Here is a 19,841-nt window from a genome sequence, read left to right on the forward strand (position 1 = left end):
TCTTGTGATCAGGCGCGACCCACGGCTGCCGGACTCCCGGTGCCGTAGTAAAAGTAGAAGCGCTGACCGAACACGCCGTCGAGTATGCCGACCGGTGGGCGGCCGGCGCAAGGAAACCGCCAACCTGTGGGACGCGACGCCTTTGTCTCGTCCGGGCCCGCGCGCACCGGAGATGTCCGTCCGGCGGCATAGACTCGCCGTGCGATGCATCCTCTCTTCGACATCCCCGTGTCCCCGTCCGCGCCGGAGTCCCGGTCGACCCCGCCGCGCCGCAACCTCGCGCCGTCGGCCGCCCGGTCGGATCCGCAGGCCCTGCTCACCGGGCTGAACGGCCCCCAGCGGGACGCGGTCACCCACGCCGGCTCCCCGCTGCTGATCGTGGCCGGCGCCGGCTCCGGCAAGACCCGGGTGCTGACCAATCGGATCGCCTACCTGCTCGCCGCGCGGGACGTGCACCCGGGCGAGATCATCGCGATCACCTTCACCAACAAGGCCGCCGGCGAGATGAAGGAGCGGGTGGCCGCCCTGGTCGGCCCGCGCGCCCGGCTGATGTGGGTGTCGACCTTCCACTCGGCCTGTGTCCGGATCCTGCGCGCCGAGCACGAGCACGCCGGCCTCAAGTCGACCTTCTCGATCTACGACGCGGACGACTCCCGCCGGCTCATGCAGCTCGTCGCCCGCGAGCTGGACCTCGACCCGAAGCGCTACCCGGCGCGCGGCCTCGCGGCCCAGGTCTCCAACCTCAAGAACGAGCTGGTCGACCCGGAGGAGTTCGCCGGCCGGGCCAAGGGGCCCAACGAGCGGGCTCTGGCCGAGGCCTACACGCTCTACCAGCGGCGGCTGCGCGAGGCGCACGCGCTCGACTTCGACGACCTGATCATGACGACGGTGCACCTGCTCCAGTCTCACCCGCACGTGGCGGAGAGCTACCGGCGCCGGTTCCGGCACGTGCTGGTCGACGAGTACCAGGACACCAACCACGCCCAGTACGTGCTGATCAAGGAGCTGGTCTCCGGCACCGAGGGGATCCCGCCGGCCGAACTCTGCGTGGTGGGTGACGCCGACCAGTCGATCTACGCGTTCCGCGGCGCCACCATCCGCAACATCCTGGAGTTCGAGCGCGACTTCACCGACGCCCGGACGATCCTGCTGGAGCAGAACTACCGCTCCACCCAGACCATCCTCAACGCCGCCAACGCGGTGATCGACCGGAACACCTCCCGCAAGCCGAAGCGGCTGTGGAGCGACGCCGGGGCCGGCGAGCAGATCGTCGGCTATGTGGCCGACACCGAGCACGCCGAGGCGGACTGGGTGGCCCGCGAGATCGACCGGCTGGTCGACGAGGGCGACACGCGCCCGGGCGACGTGGCCGTCTTCTACCGCACCAACGCCATGTCCCGGGTCTTCGAGGAGGTCTTCATCCGGGTCGGCCTCCCCTACAAGGTGGTCGGCGGCGTGCGCTTCTACGAGCGCAAGGAGGTCCGGGACGCGCTGGCCTACCTCCGCGCCGTGGTCAACGACGACGACACGGTCAGCCTGCGCCGGATCCTCAACACCCCCCGCCGGGGCATCGGCGAGCGGGCCGAGGCGTGCGTGGAGGCGCTCGCCAGCCGGGACCGGATCTCCTTCGGGGCGGCGCTGCGCCGGGCCAAGGATGCGCCGGGGATCTCCACCCGGGCCGCGAACGGCATCGCCGAGTTCGTCGCCCTCCTCGACGGCGCCCGCGAGCTGGCCGCCACCGGCACCCCCGAGGAGGTGCTGGAGGCCCTGCTGACCCGCTCCGGCTACCTCACCGAGCTGGAGGAGAGCCTGGACCCGCAGGACGCCGGCCGGGTGGACAACCTCCAGGAGCTGGTCAGCGTCGCCCGCGAGTACACCGAGCGGATCGAGGCGCTGGGGGCGGAGGACGAGCGGGCCACCCTGGCCGGCTTCCTGGAGCAGGTGGCGCTGGTCGCCGACGCCGACCAGGTGCCCAGCGACGACCCCGACCACCAGGGCGTGGTCACCCTGATGACGCTGCACACGGCGAAGGGCCTGGAGTTCCCGGTCGTCTTCCTGAGCGGGCTGGAGGACGGCGTCTTCCCGCACCTGCGCTCGCTGGGCGACAGCCGGGAGCTGGAGGAGGAGCGCCGGCTCGCCTACGTGGGCATCACCCGGGCCCGGCAGCGCCTCTACCTGTCCCGAGCGGTCACCCGGTCGGCCTGGGGCGCGCCGGCCTACAACCCGCCCTCCCGGTTCCTGGAGGAGTTGCCGACGGAGCTGGTGCGCTGGGAGCGCACGGAGGGGTCGTACACCTCATGGGCCGGCGGGGGCGGCGGTGTCGGCGGCCGCGCGGACCGCGCGCCCGGCGGGCGCGGCGGCTTCACCGGGGGTACGCCGAAGGCGGCGCAGCTCGCCAAGCGGCTCGGGGTGGACGCCAGCCGGCTCGCCACGGCCAGCGAGCTGAAGCAGGCGCCGAAGGTCTCGGCGGGGGACCGGGTCAACCACCAGCGCTACGGCCTGGGCCGGGTGCTGGCCGTCGAGGGGCACGGCCCGGGCGCCCGGGCGCAGATCGACTTCGGCGACCAGACCATGTGGCTGGTGCTCCGGCACGCCCCGATCGACAAGCTCTGACAACGGCGAGGCCCGGTCCGGCGGAGCGCCGGACCGGGCCTCTCCTCGTGCCGTGGCCCGTCAGCAGGCCACGTCGATGCCCCGGGCGCGCAGGAACGGCGCCGGGTCGATCTGGTTCCACATGGCGCCCTTGTGCACCTCGAAGTGCAGGTGCGGGCCGGTGGCGTCGCCGGTGGCGCCCTCGTAGCCGATGACCTGGCCCGCGCTCACCTTGTCGCCGACGCTCACGATGAGGCGGCTCTGGTGGGCGTAGTGGGTCAGGTAGCCGTTGTGGTGGTCGATGAAGACCGAGTTGCCGTACCCGTCGCCGGCGTCACCCGCCTTGACCACGGTGCCCGCCGCGGCGGCGTGGATCGGGGTGCCGGCGGGCATCGCGAAGTCGATGCCGGCGTGCAGCGTGCCCCACCGCTGCCCGTAGCAGGAGGTGATCGTGGCGCCCTTCATCGGGATGACCCAGGTCGGCTTCGGCTTGCTGGTCTTCTTCGGGCTGGGCTTGACGGTCCTCGTCGGCTTCGGGCTGGCCGTGGTCGGGCTCGGCGACGGGCTGACCGGGGTGGCGGACGGGGTGGCCGGGACGGCCGGCTCGCGGACCGAGCGGTCGGCTCGTGCGGCGGCCTCGGCGCGGGCCCGGGCGTCGAAGTCGACGGCGGTGGGGGTCGGGGTGCCGTGGTCGGCGGTGACGACGGAGACGCCGCCGAGACCGAGGCCGACCAGGGCGACCGCGCCGATGATGAAGTATGCGGTGCGCCGGGCCGGACGCGTGCGCCGGTGCCGGGCGGGGGTGTCCTGGGTGTTCTCGTTCTGGATGGAGCTGTCTTCCTGCACGGGGACCTTCATCAGTCGAGGGGGCACGTGACCTCGAAATACTGGTGTCGGTCGGGCCGCCGGCGGGTACTGGCTCCGGGGGCCGGGCAGGTCCGTCCACCGCCCGCCGTCGGTTTCGTCCCCGGTCGGTCGGTTTGGTGCGGTAGAGGATCATGTAGCGCTGTGGCGCCGCGCACAGTTTCGACTGTGACCGGGCAGACTTTGCCGCAACGAAAACCGCCCGGATCGGCCGATCCGGGCGGTCAGTGGACGATACGGAGCGTCAGGACGCGGCTACGTCGGCGTAGATTGCCTCGACTTGCAGCTTGATGTCCACCCCGCGCTCCGCGAGCCACGGCACCGGGTCCAGCGGCTGCCCGTTGACATGGATCTCCAGGTGCAGGTGGGAGCCGTAGGAGTGGCCGGTGTTGCCGACCAGGCCGAGCTGGTCGCCCGCCTTGACCTGCTGGCCCTCCTGCACGTTGATCGCGGAGGAGTGGCCGTAGATGGCCTCGCTGCCGTCCGCGTGCTGGACGATCACCGCGTAGCCGTAGCCGCCGAACCAGCCGGCCTTGGTGACCGTGCCGTCGTGGATCGCCACGTAGGGCGTGCCCTCCGGGGCGACCAGGTCGATGCCGGTGTGCAGCTTGCCCCAGCGCATGCCGTAGGGCGAGTTGAAGTCGTAGCCGTGCAGGGGGAGCAGCCAGACGTCCTGCTCGGTGGAGGCCTTGCTCTCGGCGCGGCCGTCGCGCGTGGCGACGTTGGCGGAGTCGGCCCGGGCCGCGGCGTCCTGGCTGGTGACCGAGGCCTGCTTGAGTTCGTCGAGGACCGACGGGCTGACGCTCTTGGCGTCGGGGAGGGCGTTCGCGCCGAGGGCGACGAGGCCGGCGCCCACGAAGGCGGTGGTCACCACCGCCGCGTAGCGGCTCCGCGGGGGGGTGGGTACGCGGCGGCGGCCGCGATATCTATCGGGCTCAGACGACAGGCGCTGGCGCACGCACACCCTCCGTTGTCGGGGATCCGAGGCGACCTCGGGCCGTTCGGTGAAGCTCTGTCGAACGTCCGGTGGCCGCGTCGTCACCCGTCCATGGACCTGATGACAACCGTGGACACGTTAGCCAACCGCCACTCCTGTCACAAGCCGAAGCGCCGAATTGGCGTTTCATTCTGTCCGTTTCTATCCGGTCTTGCCCCGGCTCGTGCCGCCGCTCGGTTGGCGCGACAACCGTCCGTTCGTCGCGCACAGTGACCGTTCGGCGGAGGCGTCCGGCTTCCCGGGCGGGGCGTCGGACGCTAGGGGCGCCGCGTCGAGGCTAGGGGTGTGGCCCGGGTTCCCGGTCGCGAGCCGGCCGGGTTACCGTTCGTTCAGTTGAGGTAGTGCGGTAGCCGGGGAAAGGTGTGCGCTGATGAGCTCTCGTATCCGGGTCGTCGTCGCGAAGCCCGGCCTGGACGGCCACGACCGGGGCGCGAAGGTGGTCGCGCGCGCCCTGCGGGACGCCGGCATGGAGGTCATCTACACCGGCCTGCACCAGACGCCGGAGCAGATCGTGGAGACCGCGATCCAGGAGGACGCCGACGCCGTCGGCCTGTCCGTGCTCTCCGGCGCGCACATGACCCTCTTCAAGCGGGTACTGGAGCTGCTCGCCGAGCGCGACGCCACCGACATCGTGGTCTTCGGCGGCGGCATCATCCCGGACGCCGACATCCCCGAGCTGGAGCAGCTCGGCGTCGCGAAGATCTTCACCCCGGGCGCGACCACCCAGTCCATCGTCGACTGGGTCCGGGAGAACGTCGCCCAGCCGGTGGCCTGAGCTTCGACCCCCGGCGGGTCGCGGTCGCGGGACCGGGGCCCGGACAGGGGGGAGGGGCCGGACGCACCCCTCACACGCCCGGCCCCTCTATGCACGATGCCCCGCCGCCACCCCTCGACCGACAGGGCATCGGCCGTCTCCCGTCGCCGCGCTGTACCAGCGCTCCGACATCAGACTCAACGACGCCCCCATCGGGGGGTTACGCAACTTCTCCAACATCCCCCGGACGGCTGATCCCCGCCCGCCGGTGCCCTGCTCCCAGCCTCCGCGCCCGGGATCCCGGCGGGAATCCGCGCGGTTTCCGGGACGCGGTCGTGCCCCGACCCGACGGGACCGCTACTTCTACTTCGCTCCCTCCTGCAGAGCCCGGACGCGCGCCACGCGGGGCCCGCGTTCGGGGCCCGGGTCGTATCGTGTGGCTGCCCGTACCGCGTCCGCGGTCGACGACCCCGCCGGGAGCCCGCCGTGACCCAGCCGTCGTACCCGTCCCCGCACCCCGCCGAGGGCTGGCCGCCGGCACCGCCGGCCGACGGCGCGGCGCAGCCGCCGTCCGCCCCGGGATGGTCCGGCCCACCGGCCCAGCCGGGGGCGGCAGGTCCGGCCCCGCAGCAGCCCGGCGCCGGCTGGCCGGCCCCACCCCAGCGGCCCCCGGCCGGCGGCGGGCAGGCGGCGGCGCGCCAGCCCGAGGCCGGTTGGCCGGCTGCGCCGCAGCAGCCCCCTGCGGGCTGGCCCGCGACACCTCAGCAGCCCACCACCGGCTGGTCGCCGCCGCAGTCTCCGCCGCCGGCGGGTCAGGGTTGGCCCGCAGCGCCCCAGCAGCCCACCGCCGGTTGGTCGGCGCCGCAGTCCCCGCCGCCGGCCGCCCAAGGTTGGCCCGCCCCGGCGGCGCCGCCGGCCGGCCCCGGATGGCCCGCCCCGGCCGCCCCGCCGCCGGCGGGCGCGGGTTGGCCCGCCCCCGCCCAGGCCGGCGCGGGTTGGCCGGGACAGCCGCAGCCGGGGCAGGGTTGGCCCGCGGGGCCGCAGCCGGGGTACCCCGGCGCGGTCGGCCCGGCGCAGCTGCCACCGCCGTGGCAGCCCCCGACGGCGGTGACCGCGAAGCGGATCCCGGAGGACCTGCCGTTCGTGTCCCGGCCGAGCCTGCGCAAGCGGGCCCTGGCCCTCGGGGCGGTGACGCTGGTCATCGGCCTGGTACTGGCCTGCCCGATCGGCGCCGCCGCGTCCGGCCCGAACGGCGACCTCGCGCTGCTCTGGATGATCCCGGTGATCATGCTGCTCTTCTTCCTGCCGGTGGGCCTCCAGCTCTGGCTGGTCTCCTCCGGTGGCCCGGTGCTCGCGGTCGGGCCCGAGGGCCTGTGGATCAAGACCCGGCCGACCCGGGGGCAGGCGATCTGGCTGCCCTGGGCGGCGATCGACCGGATCTACCTGCGCCGCTGGGGCCTGGAGAAGATGCTCTGCGTCAAGCCGCGTGACCCGCGCGTGGGCAGCGGGCTGGGTGCCTTCACCGCCGTCGACGCCGGCATGACGCAGGCCTTCTTCGGCACCGGCTTCACCGCCACGGTGAACTACGCCGACCACTCGGAGGACGAGATCATGCGGGCGGTCGTCGGCTACGCGGCCGGCCGCTGCCGGGTCGGCTGACCCCCGAGCGGCCGGCGGCTGTGCATTACCGCACACCGCGCACCCGCTCGGTTGCCGCCGGTTCCCATCTCGTTAGGCTGCGGCAAATGGCCTGTCTCATCTGATGACAGGCGTCAAACTGATTTTCCAACGCTGGTGGCGGCGCGACGGCGCGCCGCGGAGACGGGACGGGACGCGCAATCGTGGACCTGTACGAGTACCAGGGGCGGGACCTGTTCGAGCGGCACGGGTTGCCCGTGCTCGCCGGCGGCGTCGCCACTACCCCGGAGGAGGCCCGCGCGATCGCCGAGCGCCTCGGCGGCCGGGTGGTCGTCAAGGCGCAGGTGAAGGTCGGCGGCCGCGGCAAGGCCGGCGGCGTGAAGCTGGCCGAGGGCGCGGAGGAGACGGTGGCCCGGGCCACCGACATCCTCGGCATGGACATCAAGGGTCACACGGTCCACAAGGTCATGATCACCGTGACCGCGGACGTGGCCGAGGAGTACTACTTCTCGTACCTGCTCGACCGGGCGAACCGCACCTTCCTCTGCATCGCCAGCGTCGCCGGCGGCATGGACATCGAGCAGGTCGCCGCCGAGACCCCGGAGAAGGTCGTCAAGGCCCCGATCGACGCCAACACCGGCGTGGACGAGGCGAAGGCGCGGGAGATCGTCAGCGCGGCCGGCTTCCCGGCCGAGGTCGCCGACCAGGTCGTCGAGGTCGCGGTCAAGCTGTGGCAGGCGTTCGTCGCCGAGGACGCCACGCTGGTCGAGGTCAACCCGCTGGCCAAGACCAAGGACGGCAAGCTGCTGCTGCTGGACGCCAAGATCACCCTGGACGAGAACGCCGCGTTCCGGCACCCGGACCACGAGGCCCTGGTCGACCAGGCCTCGGTGGACCCGCTGGAGCAGGCGGCCAAGGAGAAGGACCTCAACTACGTCAAGCTCGACGGCGAGGTCGGCATCATCGGCAACGGCGCGGGCCTGGTCATGTCCACCCTCGACGTGGTGGCGTACGCGGGCGAGCGGCACGGCGGCGTCAAGCCGGCCAACTTCCTCGACATCGGCGGCGGCGCGAGCGCCGCGGTGATGGCGAACGGCCTGGAGATCGTCCTCTCCGACCCGTCGGTGAAGAGCGTCTTCGTCAACGTCTTCGGCGGCATCACCGCCTGCGACGCGGTGGCCAACGGCATCGTGCAGGCGCTGGGGCTGCTGGAGCAGCGGGGCGAGAAGGTCACCAAGCCGCTCGTCGTCCGCCTCGACGGCAACAACGCCGAGGCCGGTCGGGCGATCCTCGACGGCGCGAACAACCCGCTGATCGAGCGGGTCGACACCATGGATGGCGCGGCCGAGCGGGCCGCCGAGCTGGCCGCTGCGGGGGTCTGATCATGGCAATCTGGCTGACCAAGGACTCGAAGGTCATCGTGCAGGGGATGACCGGCTCCGAGGGTTCCAAGCACACCCGGCGGATGCTTGCCGCCGGCACCAACGTCGTCGGCGGCACCAACCCGCGCAAGGCGGGCCAGAAGGTCGACTTCGACGGCACGGAGCTGCCGGTCTTCGCGACCGTCGCCGACGCCATGAAGGAGACCGGGGCCGACGTCACGGTCATCTTCGTCCCGCCGCAGTTCACCAAGGCCGCGGTGATCGAGGCGATCGACGCCGGCATCGACCTGGCCGTGGTGATCACCGAGGGCGTGCCGGTGCACGACACCGCCGCGTTCTGGGCGTACAACGTGGCCAAGGGCGAGCGGACCCGGATCATCGGCCCGAACTGCCCGGGCATCGCCTCGCCGGGCGCCTCCAACGCCGGCATCATCCCGGCCGACATCACCGGCTCCGGCCGGATCGGCCTGGTCAGCAAGAGCGGCACGCTGACCTACCAGATGATGTACGAGCTGCGGGACATCGGCTTCTCGACCTGCGTCGGCATCGGCGGCGACCCGATCATCGGGACCACCCACATCGACGCCCTGGCCGCGTTCGAGGCGGACCCGGAGACCGACGCCATCGTGATGATCGGTGAGATCGGCGGCGACGCCGAGGAGCGGGCCGCCGAGTTCATCAAGGCCAACGTCACCAAGCCGGTGGTCGGCTACATCGCCGGCTTCACCGCCCCGCCCGGCAAGACCATGGGCCACGCCGGCGCCATCATCTCCGGCTCGGCGGGCACCGCCGACGCGAAGAAGGCGGCGCTGGAGGCGGTCGGCGTCAAGGTCGGCAAGACCCCGACCGAGACCGCCAACCTGATGCGGGAGATCATGTCCAACCGCTGAGCGGTCCCGTGACGTGCCGAGGGGGTCGACCGGAAAGCGGTCGGCCCCCTCGTCTGCTCAGCGGTACCAGTACGGGTAGTAGTAGCTCCCCCGGGCCCGGATGATCGCGCTGGTGATGATGTTGATGACGCCGAACGCGATGGCCAGCCAGCCGAGCAGTTGGGACCGCCCGAAGCGCTTCGCGTCCCGGATCGACAGGTAGCCGAAGACGATGCCGAGGATGCCGCAGCACAGCAGACCGAAGATGATCCCCAGGACGCCCCACAGGGTGGTCCGGTCCCGGCCGGCGGCCGGCGGCGGTGGCGGCGGCGGATACGGAGCGTTCACGGCGTCCTCCGAGCGGTCGGTGCCGCGACAGGAAAGGTCGCGTCCTGGGCCGAGGCTAAACCGGATCAGCGCCGGGAACCGGTGGATCACGGAACTCGCCGGGGCGCCGGGGCGGTATCGGACTGCCACCGTCGGCGCGACATGCCAGAGTAGAGCCGATGTCACCCGTCACCCCTGACCAGCCCCGCCGTTCCGCCGCCGAGGTCACCGCCGACGCCCGGCCGGCCGGGCGCGCCCGGCCGGCGCCCCGGGTGCCCGCGCCCCGGTCGCCGGAGGCGCCGCGCGGTCGGGCCCCGCTCCCCGTCGCCGCCGGGGTGGCGGCCGGCTGGGCGGCCGTGACGTCGTGGCTGCCGGTCACCCTGGTGCTCGGTCTGGCCCAGCTCAGCGAGGACGCCGGCTCGCTGACCGGGGCGATGCGCGCCGGCCTCGCCGGCTGGCTGCTGGGGCACGGGGTGCCGCTGGAAACCTCCGCCGGGCCGCTCGGGCTGGTGCCGCTCGCCCTGACCGCGCTCGCCGTCTGGCGGCTCACCCGGGCCGGGGTGCACGTCACCCGGGCCGTCGGCGCCCGCGGTAGCCGGTCCCCCGGGCGGGCGCTCACCGTCGCGGTCGCCGTCGGCATCGGGTACGCGCTGCTCGGCGCCGTCGCCGCGATCGCGGTCAGCGCCGGTGGCCTGCGGGTGTCCCCGATCCGGGCCGGGCTGGCCTGCGCGGTCGTCGGCACGCTCGCCGCCCTGGTCGGCGCGGTGCGCACCACCGGCGTGTCGGTGCTGCTGGCGCGGCGGTCTCCACCGGCGCTGCGGAACGGGCTGCGGACCGGGCTGGTCGCCGGGTTGCTGCTGCTCGGCGCGGGTGCCGGGGCGGCCGGGCTGTCGGTGGCGACGGGGGGTGGCGACGCGGCCGACATGATCGGGGCGTACCGGACCGGGGTGGCCGGTCAGGCCGGCATCACCCTGGTCAGCCTCGCGTACGCGCCGAACGCCACCGTCTGGTCGGCCAGTTACCTGCTCGGCCCCGGGTTCGCCGTCGGCACCGACACCGCCGTACGGACCAGCGAGGTCTCGGTGGGCGCGCTGCCCGCCGTACCGCTGCTGGCCGGCCTGCCGCGCGGCCCGGTCGACGGGCTCGGCGTGGGGCTGCTCGCGGTGCCGGTGCTGGCCGGGATGGCCGCCGGCTGGCTGCTGGCCCGGCGGCTCGTGCGAATCGCGGCCGAGGAGCGGGCGGCGCTCGGCTGGCCGGCGCTGCTGGCCCCGGCGGCGCTCGCCGGCCCGGTGGCCGGGGTGCTGCTCGGCGCGGCCGCCGCGGCCTCGGGCGGCCCGCTCGGCGGGGGGCGGCTGGCCGAGATCGGCCCGACGCCGTGGCTGGTGGCCGGGGTGGCGGCACTGGTCGTCGCCGCCGGCGCCCTGCTCGGCGCGGCAGCCGTCAAGGCCCTCACCCACGACACCCCCACCTCCCGCCCGACCACCTCCCGCCCGACCACCCCTCGCCCCGCCGCGCCGCGTCCGGCCGCCCCGCCCCGCTGAACAGGTAGTTCCGGTCGCGGGACCGGGTTCGCGGGCGACCCTCCTGGTCGACGCCGAGGGGTGGGAGGAACGGCGAGGGGCGCTCCGGATGCTCCGGAACGCCCCCGCGGTGATCGGGTCGATCAGGGCTCGGTCGGCAGGTTGACGTTGGCGACGATACCGAGGATGAGCACCAGGATGCCGAGACCGGCGCCGACGGCGCCGCAGATCAGCCCGGCCTTGGCCTGGCCGTCATTGCTGGCCAGCCCCTGCGCGGCCTTCTGCCGGCCGAGGTAGCCGGTGATCACACCGGCGATGCCGACCGGGATGCCCAGGTAGAGGCAGCAGGCCAGCGGGATCGACGCGATGCCGAGGATCATCGACACCAGGCCGAGGGTGTTGTTGTTCTGCCCCTGTCCGCTGGGGTAGCCGGCGGCCGGGTAGGTCGGCGCGGCGCCATACGGCTGCTGCTGCGCGTACGGGTCCTGGTACGGCTGCTGCTGTCCGTAGGGCTGGCCCGAGGTCGGCTGGCCGTAGGGCTGGCCCGAGGTCGGCTGCTGGCCGTACGGCTGCCCGGAGGTCGGCTGCTGCCCGTACTGCGGAGCCTGCGGCGGCTGGGCGTACGGGTCCTGCCCGTACGGCTGGCCCGAGGTCGGCTGCTGCCCGTACTGGGGAGCCTGCGGCGGCTGGGCGTACGGGTCGTACTGAGGGGAGGTCGGGTCCTGGTTGGGCTGCTGCTGGCCGTACGGATCCTGACCGGGGTAACCGGGCTGCATTGCTGGTTGCTCCTCAAACTGGGGGTCGACGGTCCATGGTGCCGCTGATGATTCCGCCCAGCACCGGGACGCACCGGGCGTCGGCAGCGTATCGTGCCGATGCCACCCGGGAGATCACCCGCGACGCCGCCGCCCGAGCGCTGGACGGCCCGAGCAGCCCGATAGGGTTGCCGGGTGACCGAGCCCGCGTCCGTCGCCCGCCTCGTCGTCCTCGTCTCAGGCTCCGGCAGCAACCTCCAGGCGCTGCTGGACGCCACCGCCGACCCCGGGTACGGGGCGCGGGTGGTCGCCGTGGGCGCCGACCGGGACGGGATCGCCGGCCTGGACCGGGCGACCGCGGCCGGGGTGCCCACCTTCGTCGAGCGGCTGACGGACCATCCGACCCGCGCGGACTGGGACAAGGCGCTGACCGCCCGGGTCGCCGAGCACCAGCCGGACCTGGTGATCAGCGCCGGCTTCCTCAAGCTCGTCGGCCCGCAGTTCCTCGCCGCGTTCGACGACCGCTACCTCAACACGCACAACACCCTGCTGCCGGCGTTCCCCGGCATCCACGGCCCCCGGGACGCGCTCGCGTACGGCGTCAAGGTCACCGGGGCCACCCTGTTCTTCGTCGACGCCGGGATGGACACCGGCCCGATCGTCGCCCAGGTCGCCGTGCCGGTGCTGGACGACGACGACGAGGAGACGCTCACCGAGCGCATCAAGGAGGCCGAGCGGCGCCAGCTCGTCGAGCAGGTCGGTCGGCTGGTCCGTGAAGGTTGGACGATCACCGGCAGAAAGGTCACGGTTCCGTGAGCACCACTGAGGACGCCCGCCGCCCGATCCGGCGTGCGCTGGTCAGCGTCTACGACAAGACCGGCCTGGTCGAGCTGGCCCGGGCCCTGCACGAGGCCGGCGTGGAGATCGTCTCGACGGGCAGCACCGCGTCGACCATCTCCCGCGCGGGCGTGCCGGTGACCCCGGTCGAGCAGGTGACCGGCTTCCCGGAGATCCTCGACGGCCGGGTGAAGACCCTGCACCCGAAGATCCACGGCGGCCTCCTCGCCGACCTGCGCAAGGACGCCCACGCCGCGCAGCTCGACGAGCACGGCATCGCCGGCATCGATCTGCTGGTCTCCAACCTCTACCCGTTCCAGGCCACGGTCGCCTCGGGCGCCGGCCGGGACGAGTGCGTCGAGCAGATCGACATCGGCGGTCCGGCGATGGTCCGGGCGGCAGCCAAGAACCACGCCTCGGTCGCTGTGGTGACCGATCCGGCGGCGTACCCGGCGCTGCTGGCCGCGCTCGCCGAGGGCGGCTTCACCCTGGCTCAGCGCCGGGCGCTCGCCGCCCGCGCGTTCGCCGACATCGCCGACTACGACGTGGCCGTCGCGGAGTGGTTCGCGACCACGGTGGCGCCGGCCGCCGACGGGTGGCCGGAGTTCGCCGACCTGGCGCTGCGCCGGCAGGCGGTGCTGCGCTACGGCGAGAACCCGCACCAGGCGGCCGCCCTCTACGCCGACCCGGCGAGCCCGGCGGGCCTGGCGCAGGCGGAGCAGCTGCACGGCAAGGAGATGTCCTACAACAACTACGTCGACGCGGACGCCGCCTGGCGGGCCGCGAACGACTTCCCCGGCCAGCCGGCGGTGGCGATCATCAAGCACGCCAACCCGTGCGGCATCGCGGTCGGGGCCGACGTGGCCGAGGCGCACCGCAAGGCGCACGCCTGCGACCCGGTGTCCGCGTACGGCGGGGTGATCGCGGTGAACCGGCCGGTCAGCGTGGCGATGGCCCGACAGGTCGCGGAGATCTTCACCGAGGTCCTGGTGGCGCCCGGCTTCGACGAGGGCGCCGTGGAGATCCTCCAGGCCAAGAAGAACATCCGGCTGCTGCGGGCGCCGGAGTTCGACCCGCTGCCGGCCGAGTGGCGGCAGGTCACCGGCGGCGTGCTGGTGCAGCTGCGGGACCGGATCGACGCCGACGGCGACGACCCGGCGAACTGGCGGCTGGCCACCGGCGAGGCGGCCGACGAGGCGACGCTGCGGGACCTGGCATTCGCCTGGCGGGCGGTCCGCGCGGTGAAGAGCAACGCGATCCTGCTGGCCCGGGACGGCGCCACCGTCGGCGTCGGGATGGGTCAGGTCAACCGGGTGGACTCGGCGCAGCTCGCGGTGCGCCGGGCGGGCGCCGACCGGGCCCGCGGGTCGGTCTGCGCCTCGGACGCCTTCTTCCCGTTCGCGGACGGGCCGAAGATCCTCATCGAGGCGGGCGTCCGGGCGATCGTCCAGCCCGGCGGCTCGATCCGCGACGAGGAGACCATCGCGGCCTGCAAGGAGGCCGGCGTGACCATGTACCTCACCGGCACCCGGCACTTCTTCCACTGATCTCCCGGGCTTTGCAGGGGCGCGACCGACCGGTCGCGCCCCTGTTTCATGTGTTGACATTCCTGTTCGGAGCGATGTCACGAGCCGGGCGCTGACCAGCCGAAAGTACGACTGCTTCCCATTGCCCGGTTGTGAAAGTTGTTGCTAGCGTTGTCCCGCAGCAAGCGATCGACCCTCCCCGTTCTCTCCGCCGCCCGCTCCGGCCCGCGGCCACCGCGCCGCCCGCCCGAGCGGCTCCCCCTCCCGACAGGTTGCCCATGCGCGTACTCGACCGGTTGACCGCCGTCGTCGTCGCGTTGGCGTTCGTCCTGGCCGGCCTGGGGGCGCCCGCCTGCGGAGAGACCCTCGATCCCGGCGCGGTGGTCACCGCCGCGCACCGGTCGATCGTCCACGACGGCCCGTCCGTTCTTCCTCCGGACGGATGGTCCGTCGACGCACCGGTCACCACGCCGAGCAGTCCCGCCCCGCCCTCCGGCGACCCCCGAGCCGTCGGCGCGCGCCTCACGCATCCCGACGCTCCGTCGGAGCTGTGGACGGAAGTCTCCGGCGGACCCTGTGGTGATCACCGCGCCGGCGTCGTCACCGACGGACCGGACGATCTCCTCCCGGCCGCGCCCCCGCGCGTCGACGACACGTCCGCCCCGGACCTCGTCGCGACCGGTTACCGGCAGCCCGCCGTGCCGTTGCCGCCGCGCGGCAGCCCCTCCGGCCGGGCCCCACCGGCCGTCGCCTGACCCTCCTCGAGTTCGTTCATCGCGGCTGATCCACGCGTCACCGCGCGCCCAGCCGGCTCTGGGTCGACTCCGGAGGGTGTCCGCCCGATGACCGATGCGCCGTGGGGGGTCATCCGCCGCCCACGGTTTCCCACCCCGGGCAACCCTGCCCGGGACCCCTTGAATCCCGGAGGATTCACATGTCCACATCACGCTGGCGCAGGCCGGCGACAATCGCGGGCGCGCTGGTGCTCACCGCCGCGCTCGGTGGCGTGGTCGCCACCAACCACGAGGTACAGGAGAAGCTGGGCCTGGCCGACGAGCCGGGCGCCAACATGCCCTGGCACCCCAGAGAGTTCATGGAGATGGCGGCCGGCGAGGAGTCGGAGGAGGCCGGCGAGGAGGCCTTCGAGGCCCGCACCATCGCCGAGCAGTTCGCCCAGGCTCGCTACGCCCCGGGCATCGTCTCGCCAGGCGCGTACTCGAACGCGCTGAGCCAGCTCAACGGGCTCGCCGCCACCAAGGGCACCTGGCGCGAGGTAACCAACATCAAGTACGACGGGGACGACCCGCGCTACCGCGACTACGCGTCGAACTCCTCCGGTGGCGCCGGCCTGGTCACCGGTCGGATCACCGGCCTCGCGTCGGACAACAGCGGCTACGTGTACGCGGCCGGCGCCGACGGCGGCGTGTGGCGTTCCTCGACCGGCGGCGGGAGCTGGACGCCGATCACGGACGCGCTGCCCACCCTGTCCAGCGGCGACATCGTGCTGGCCGGCGACGGTTCGCTCTGGTACGCCACCGGCGAGGCGAACACCGGCGGCACCTCGTACGTGGGCGCCGGGGTGTACCGGCTGGCCAACCCGAAGAGCGGCAGCTTCAAGCCGACCGACCGGGTCGGCGGGACCGAGCTGGAGAGCACGGTCATCAACAAGCTGCGCTTCTTCGACGGCAAGGTCTGGGTCGCCACCAACCGGGGCCTGTTCTCGCACGCGATGAGCAGCACCTCGGGCGCCTGGAAGCGGGAGTTCGCGCCGAACCCGAGCTACCTGCCGGGCGGGGCGAACGCCGGCGACGCGAACGCCGCGTACAAGAACATCGTCAACGACGTGGCCCAGGACCCGCGCAACCCGAAGCACGTGGTGGTCGCCTCGGCGTGGCGCTCCGGCGACACCTACAACGGTTTCTACGAGACGGCTGACTACACCGCCGGCGGCTGGACGAAGGTCAACCCGACCGGCGCCATGCCGGCCGACGACATCGGCTACGTGACGTTCGCCTTCTCCGCCGACGGCGGCAAGCTGTATGCGATCAACCAGTCGCCGCGGCTGCTCAACAAGCCGGCCGGCAACGTGAACAGCTACCTGGACGGCATCTACGTCTCCAACACCGGCTCGCCGGCCGGGCCGTGGAACAAGATCGCCGACTCGTCGAAGCTGGGCAACTCCGGCTCGGCGCTGAAGCAGACCGTGATCGGCAAGGGCTACGGCCCGGGCATCCAGGCCTGGTACAACCAGTTCCTGGCGGTGGACCCGGCCAACCCGAACCACGTCTGGGCGGGTCTGGAGGAGGTCTACGAGTCGACCGACGCCGGCGCCAACTGGAAGACCGTGGGTCCGTACTGGAACTTCGGCTTCTCCTGCTGGAGCATCTACGACGCCCAGAACAAGTGCAACAAGACCACCCACTCCGACCAGCACTCGGTGGCGGTCGGCAACGGGTTCGTCTACGTCGGCAACGACGGTGGTGTGTACCGCCGGCCGATCAACGGCAAGACCGACAAGGACGGGCACGCCACCGACTGGCAGAGCCTGAACGACGGCACCATCGACGCCCTCCAGTACTACTCGGTGGCGCTGGGCAAGGACCCGGCCAAGGCCGGCACCATCGTCTCCGGCGGTCTGCAGGACAACGGCACCTCGATCCTGCGCCCCGGCGACACGGTGATGGGTTCGCACTTCGGCGGTGACGGCGGCGACTCGCAGGCCGACCCGGCGAACGGCTGCCGGCAGGTCCAGGAGTACACCAACCTGGCCATGCGGGTGACCGAGAACTGCAACGCCAACACCGGCTCGGGCACGCTGGCGGACTCCACCTCGCGGGACATCCAGCCGTACACCAACGCGCCGGGTGACGAGCTGGCCCGGTTCATCGCGCCGTTCGCTCCCGACGACCACGACGCGAACGTCTGGGTCGCCGGTGGCCAGCACGTCTGGGTCAACACCAAGGGCTACTCGATCCAGAACGGCAAGGGCTGGACGAACGTCTTCAACCTGGGCGCCGGACACACCGCCACCTCGGTCGCCGTCTCCGGCGGCATGGCGTACGTCGGCTGGTGCGGACCGTGCAACAACGCCGGGTTCGCCCGGGGCCTCGCGGTCGGCAAGGTCACCGACCCGTCGAGCTGGCACCAGGTCAGCCTGCCGGGTGACTTCCCGAACCGGTTCCTGCAGGGCGTCGGGATCGACCCGGCGAACGCCTCGCACGCCTTCGTCGCGGTCAACGGCTTCTCCCGCCGCTTCACCGAGGGGCCGGGGGCCGGCTTCGGCCACGTCTTCGAGACCACCGACGCGGGCGCGACCTGGAAGGACGTCTCGGCGAACCTGCCGGACGTGCCGGCCAGCTCGATCAAGGAGCTGTCCACCGGCGCGCTGGTGCTCGCCACCGACCTGGCCACGTTCTACCGGGCGCCCGGCGCCACCGACTGGCAGCGGCTCGGCGCCGGCCTGCCGCTGACGGTCGGCATGGACGTCGAGTACAACGCGGCGGACAACTCGGTCTACGTCGCGACCCACGGTCGGGGCATCTGGGCGTTCAACCTGGCCCAGCTCTGAGGCGTCGTCCGGTCCGGCGCGGCCCCCGATCCGCCCGGGCCGGACGACCCCCGGTCCGGCGCCCTCGTCCGGGCCGGACGCAAGGAGGGGCCCCTGCTCAACGCCAGGCGTTGAGCAGGGGCCCCTCCTTTCCCCACAGGCTTCCGGTTGTGCCCTGCTCAGGCGGCCGGGCGTACCTCGGCGAAGTGGCACGCCGAGGGGTGCGGGTCCGCCGCGCGGAGCACCGTGTGCGGCTCCTGCTTGGCGCAGATCTCCTGGGCCTTCCAGCAGCGGGTGCGGAACCGGCAGCCGGACGGCGGGTCGGCCGGGCTCGGCACGTCGCCGGTGAGCCGGATGATGTTCCGCTCGTTCCGGGCGTCCGGGTCGGGCACCGGCACCGCCGAGAGCAGCGCCTGGGTGTACGGGTGGGTGGCCCGCTCGTAGATCTCCTCCTCGGTGCCGATCTCCACGATCTTGCCGAGGTACATCACCGCGACCCGGTCCGAGATGTGCCGGACCACCGACAGGTCGTGCGCGATGAAGATGTACGACAGCCCGAACTCGTCCTGGAGCTGCTCCAGCAGGTTGATCACCTGGGCCTGGATCGACACGTCCAGGGCGGACACCGGCTCGTCGCAGACGATGATCTCGGGCCGCAGGGCGAGCGCCCGGGCGATGCCGATGCGCTGCCGCTGACCGCCGGAGAACTGGTGCGGGTAGCGGTTGATGTGCTCGGGGTTGAGGCCGACCACGTCCAGCAGCTCCTGGACCCGGCGCTGCTTGCTGCCCTTCGGGGCCGCCTCGGGGTGGATGGCGAACGGCTCGCCGATGATGTCGCCGACCGTCATCCGCGGGTTCAGCGAGGTGTACGGATCCTGCATCACCATCTGCATGTTCCGGCGCAGCCGGCGCAGCTCCGACCCGGAGGCCTTGAACAGGTCCTTCCCCTCCAGGGTGGCCCGGCCGGCGGTCGGCGTCTCCAGCCGCATGAGCAGCCGGGCGAGGGTGGACTTGCCGCAGCCGGACTCGCCGACCACGCCGAGCGTCTCGCCCCGGCGCAGCTCGAAGCTGACCCCGTCGACGGCCTTGACCGCGCCGGTCTGCTTCTTGAACAGCACCCCCTGGCTGATCGGGAAGTGCTTGACCACGTTGTTGACCTCGAGAATGGTCTCGCCGCGGACCTTGGTCGGGCTAGCGGACGCTGTCATCACGGACCTCCTGCGCGAAGTGGCACGCGCTGGTCCGGCCGTCGCCGAGGACCAGGTCGTGCGGCACCTCGTCCACGCAGACCTGCTGCGCGTACGGGCACCGGGGGTGGAACGGGCAGCCGGACGGGATCCGCATCAGGTTCGGCGGCAGCCCCTTGATCGTCGAGAGCTCCTGCCCGCGTACGTCCAGCCGCGGGATCGACTCCAGCAGCCCCTTGGTGTACGGGTGGGCCGGCGCCCGGTACAGCGAGCGCACGTCGGCGTGCTCCACGATGCGGCCGGCGTACATGACGGCGATCCGGTCCGCGACGCCGGCGACCACGCCGAGGTCGTGGGTGATCAGGATCATCGCCATGTTCAGGTCGCGGCGCAGGTCGGCCAGCAGGTCCATGATCTGGGCCTGCACGGTGACGTCGAGCGCCGTGGTCGGCTCGTCGGCGATCAGCACCCGCGGGTTCAGGGCGAGCGCCATCGCGATCATCACGCGCTGGCGCATGCCGCCGGAGAACTGGTGCGGGTAGTCGCCGAGCCGCTTCGCCGCGGCCGGGATCCGGACCAGGTCCATCAGCTCGACGGCCCGCTTGCGGGCGTCGGCGCGGGACATCCCCTCGCGCTGGCGCAGCGTCTCGCCGATCTGCCAGCCGACGGGGAAGACCGGGTTCAATGCCGACAGCGCGTCCTGGAAGATCATCGCGATCTCCTTGCCGCGCACCTGCCGGCGCTGCTCCTCGGACTGGGTCAACAGGTCCCGGCCCTGGTAGAGGATCTGGCCGGAGCGGATGTGCGCCGGGGGAGTGTCCAGGATGCCCATGATCGCCTGGGCGGTCACCGACTTGCCGGAGCCGGACTCGCCGAGCACGGCCAGGGTCTCGCCCGGGTCGAGGTGGTAGGACACCCCGTTGATCACCGTGGCCACGCCCTCGCGGGTGCGGAACTCGATGTGCAGGTCCCGCACGTCGAGCAGGTGGCCGCCCGGCGGGGTGGGGGAGGCCGGCGTGGGCCGGACAGCGGACTGGGTCATCAGG

General features: G+C 72.7%; 16 protein-coding genes. 10 read left to right on the forward strand and 6 right to left on the reverse strand.

The features are described 5' to 3' along the window. Positions 1–204 precede the first annotated feature (204 nt). Positions 205–2,613 (forward strand): DNA helicase PcrA, encoded by a 2,409-nt coding sequence (gene pcrA, locus Q2K19_RS15360; protein WP_302771680.1) that lies wholly within the window; start codon positions 205–207, stop codon positions 2,611–2,613. A 60-nt stretch (positions 2,614–2,673) separates the two neighbouring features. On the opposite strand, the gene Q2K19_RS15365 is transcribed toward pcrA, so the two are convergent. Both Q2K19_RS15365 and Q2K19_RS15370 read right to left on the reverse strand, forming a co-directional pair. Continuing rightward, positions 2,674–3,450, reverse strand: coding sequence for a M23 family metallopeptidase (locus Q2K19_RS15365; protein ID WP_302771682.1), 777 nt, complete (start codon positions 3,448–3,450; stop codon positions 2,674–2,676). A gap of 250 nt (positions 3,451–3,700) precedes the next feature. Continuing rightward, on the reverse strand, positions 3,701–4,414 hold the full coding sequence (locus Q2K19_RS15370; RefSeq protein WP_302771684.1) for a M23 family metallopeptidase: 714 nt from the start codon (positions 4,412–4,414) through the stop codon (positions 3,701–3,703). Positions 4,415–4,823: 409 nt separating this feature from the next. Between Q2K19_RS15370 and Q2K19_RS15375 the strand changes: the two genes are divergently transcribed. From Q2K19_RS15375 to sucD, 4 genes are all read left to right on the forward strand, one after another. Further along, positions 4,824–5,228 (forward strand): cobalamin B12-binding domain-containing protein, encoded by a 405-nt coding sequence (locus Q2K19_RS15375; RefSeq protein WP_302771686.1) that lies wholly within the window; start codon positions 4,824–4,826, stop codon positions 5,226–5,228. 1,086 nt (positions 5,229–6,314) lie between these two features. After that, positions 6,315–6,866 (forward strand): hypothetical protein, encoded by a 552-nt coding sequence (locus Q2K19_RS15380; protein ID WP_302771688.1) that lies wholly within the window; start codon positions 6,315–6,317, stop codon positions 6,864–6,866. Positions 6,867–7,048: 182 nt separating this feature from the next. Next, the gene (gene sucC, locus Q2K19_RS15385; RefSeq protein ID WP_302771690.1) at positions 7,049–8,227 is read left to right on the forward strand and encodes an ADP-forming succinate--CoA ligase subunit beta; all 1,179 of its coding nucleotides are present in this window, start codon (positions 7,049–7,051) and stop codon (positions 8,225–8,227) included. Positions 8,228–8,229: 2 nt separating this feature from the next. Continuing rightward, complete coding sequence (sucD, locus tag Q2K19_RS15390) at positions 8,230–9,117, forward strand: succinate--CoA ligase subunit alpha (RefSeq protein ID WP_302771691.1); 888 nt, start codon at positions 8,230–8,232, stop codon at positions 9,115–9,117. 57 nt (positions 9,118–9,174) lie between these two features. On the opposite strand, the gene Q2K19_RS15395 is transcribed toward sucD, so the two are convergent. Then, on the reverse strand, positions 9,175–9,444 hold the full coding sequence (locus Q2K19_RS15395; RefSeq protein WP_302771692.1) for a DUF4190 domain-containing protein: 270 nt from the start codon (positions 9,442–9,444) through the stop codon (positions 9,175–9,177). A 158-nt stretch (positions 9,445–9,602) separates the two neighbouring features. Between Q2K19_RS15395 and Q2K19_RS15400 the strand changes: the two genes are divergently transcribed. Then, a complete protein-coding gene (locus tag Q2K19_RS15400) occupies positions 9,603–10,964 on the forward strand; it encodes a cell division protein PerM (protein ID WP_302771694.1) in 1,362 nt (453 codons plus the stop codon). A gap of 122 nt (positions 10,965–11,086) precedes the next feature. On the opposite strand, the gene Q2K19_RS15405 is transcribed toward Q2K19_RS15400, so the two are convergent. Further along, the gene (locus Q2K19_RS15405; RefSeq protein WP_302771696.1) at positions 11,087–11,719 is read right to left on the reverse strand and encodes a DUF4190 domain-containing protein; all 633 of its coding nucleotides are present in this window, start codon (positions 11,717–11,719) and stop codon (positions 11,087–11,089) included. A 174-nt stretch (positions 11,720–11,893) separates the two neighbouring features. Here Q2K19_RS15405 and purN point away from each other — a divergent pair, with 174 nt between their 5' ends. The 4 genes from purN to Q2K19_RS15425 all read left to right on the forward strand — a co-directional run bounded on the left by purN (position 11,894) and on the right by Q2K19_RS15425 (position 17,629). Next, positions 11,894–12,514, forward strand: coding sequence for a phosphoribosylglycinamide formyltransferase (purN, locus tag Q2K19_RS15410; RefSeq protein ID WP_302771698.1), 621 nt, complete (start codon positions 11,894–11,896; stop codon positions 12,512–12,514). Then, positions 12,511–14,082 carry a bifunctional phosphoribosylaminoimidazolecarboxamide formyltransferase/IMP cyclohydrolase gene (gene purH / locus Q2K19_RS15415; RefSeq protein ID WP_302771700.1) on the forward strand — a complete coding sequence of 524 codons (1,572 nt, stop codon included), beginning with the start codon at positions 12,511–12,513 and terminating at the stop codon, positions 14,080–14,082. The genes purN and purH overlap by 4 nt, the downstream gene beginning before the upstream one ends. Positions 14,083–14,339: 257 nt before the next feature. Continuing rightward, a complete protein-coding gene (locus tag Q2K19_RS15420; RefSeq protein ID WP_302771702.1) occupies positions 14,340–14,816 on the forward strand; it encodes a hypothetical protein in 477 nt (158 codons plus the stop codon). 179 nt (positions 14,817–14,995) lie between these two features. Further along, positions 14,996–17,629 carry a beta propeller repeat protein gene (locus tag Q2K19_RS15425; RefSeq protein WP_302771704.1) on the forward strand — a complete coding sequence of 878 codons (2,634 nt, stop codon included), beginning with the start codon at positions 14,996–14,998 and terminating at the stop codon, positions 17,627–17,629. Positions 17,630–17,787: 158 nt separating this feature from the next. On the opposite strand, the gene Q2K19_RS15430 is transcribed toward Q2K19_RS15425, so the two are convergent. Continuing rightward, positions 17,788–18,816: an ABC transporter ATP-binding protein gene (locus tag Q2K19_RS15430; protein WP_302771706.1), complete on the reverse strand. Its 1,029-nt coding sequence runs from the start codon at positions 18,814–18,816 to the stop codon at positions 17,788–17,790. Next, the gene (locus tag Q2K19_RS15435) at positions 18,800–19,837 is read right to left on the reverse strand and encodes an ABC transporter ATP-binding protein (RefSeq protein WP_302771707.1); all 1,038 of its coding nucleotides are present in this window, start codon (positions 19,835–19,837) and stop codon (positions 18,800–18,802) included. The genes Q2K19_RS15430 and Q2K19_RS15435 overlap by 17 nt, the downstream gene beginning before the upstream one ends. Positions 19,838–19,841 lie beyond the last annotated feature (4 nt).

It is taken from the genome of Micromonospora sp. NBRC 110009 (genome assembly GCF_030518795.1).
Classification (GTDB): Bacteria; Actinomycetota; Actinomycetes; order Mycobacteriales; family Micromonosporaceae; genus Micromonospora.

Bases quoted from the DNA above. Each gene is read 5' to 3' on its own strand.
- Q2K19_RS15400 (WP_302771694.1), top strand. From the start codon at position 9,603: ATGTCACCCGTCACCCCTGACCAGCCCCGCCGTTCCGCCGCCGAGGTC.
- Q2K19_RS15425 (WP_302771704.1), top strand. From the start codon at position 14,996: ATGTCCACATCACGCTGGCGCAGGCCGGCGACAATCGCGGGCGCGCTG.
- Q2K19_RS15405 (WP_302771696.1), bottom strand. From the start codon at position 11,719: ATGCAGCCCGGTTACCCCGGTCAGGATCCGTACGGCCAGCAGCAGCCC.
- pcrA (WP_302771680.1), top strand. From the start codon at position 205: ATGCATCCTCTCTTCGACATCCCCGTGTCCCCGTCCGCGCCGGAGTCC.
- Q2K19_RS15365 (WP_302771682.1), bottom strand. From the start codon at position 3,450: ATGAAGGTCCCCGTGCAGGAAGACAGCTCCATCCAGAACGAGAACACC.
- sucD (WP_302771691.1), top strand. From the start codon at position 8,230: ATGGCAATCTGGCTGACCAAGGACTCGAAGGTCATCGTGCAGGGGATG.
- Q2K19_RS15375 (WP_302771686.1), top strand. From the start codon at position 4,824: ATGAGCTCTCGTATCCGGGTCGTCGTCGCGAAGCCCGGCCTGGACGGC.
- Q2K19_RS15430 (WP_302771706.1), bottom strand. From the start codon at position 18,816: ATGACAGCGTCCGCTAGCCCGACCAAGGTCCGCGGCGAGACCATTCTC.
- Q2K19_RS15435 (WP_302771707.1), bottom strand. From the start codon at position 19,837: ATGACCCAGTCCGCTGTCCGGCCCACGCCGGCCTCCCCCACCCCGCCG.
- Q2K19_RS15420 (WP_302771702.1), top strand. From the start codon at position 14,340: ATGCGCGTACTCGACCGGTTGACCGCCGTCGTCGTCGCGTTGGCGTTC.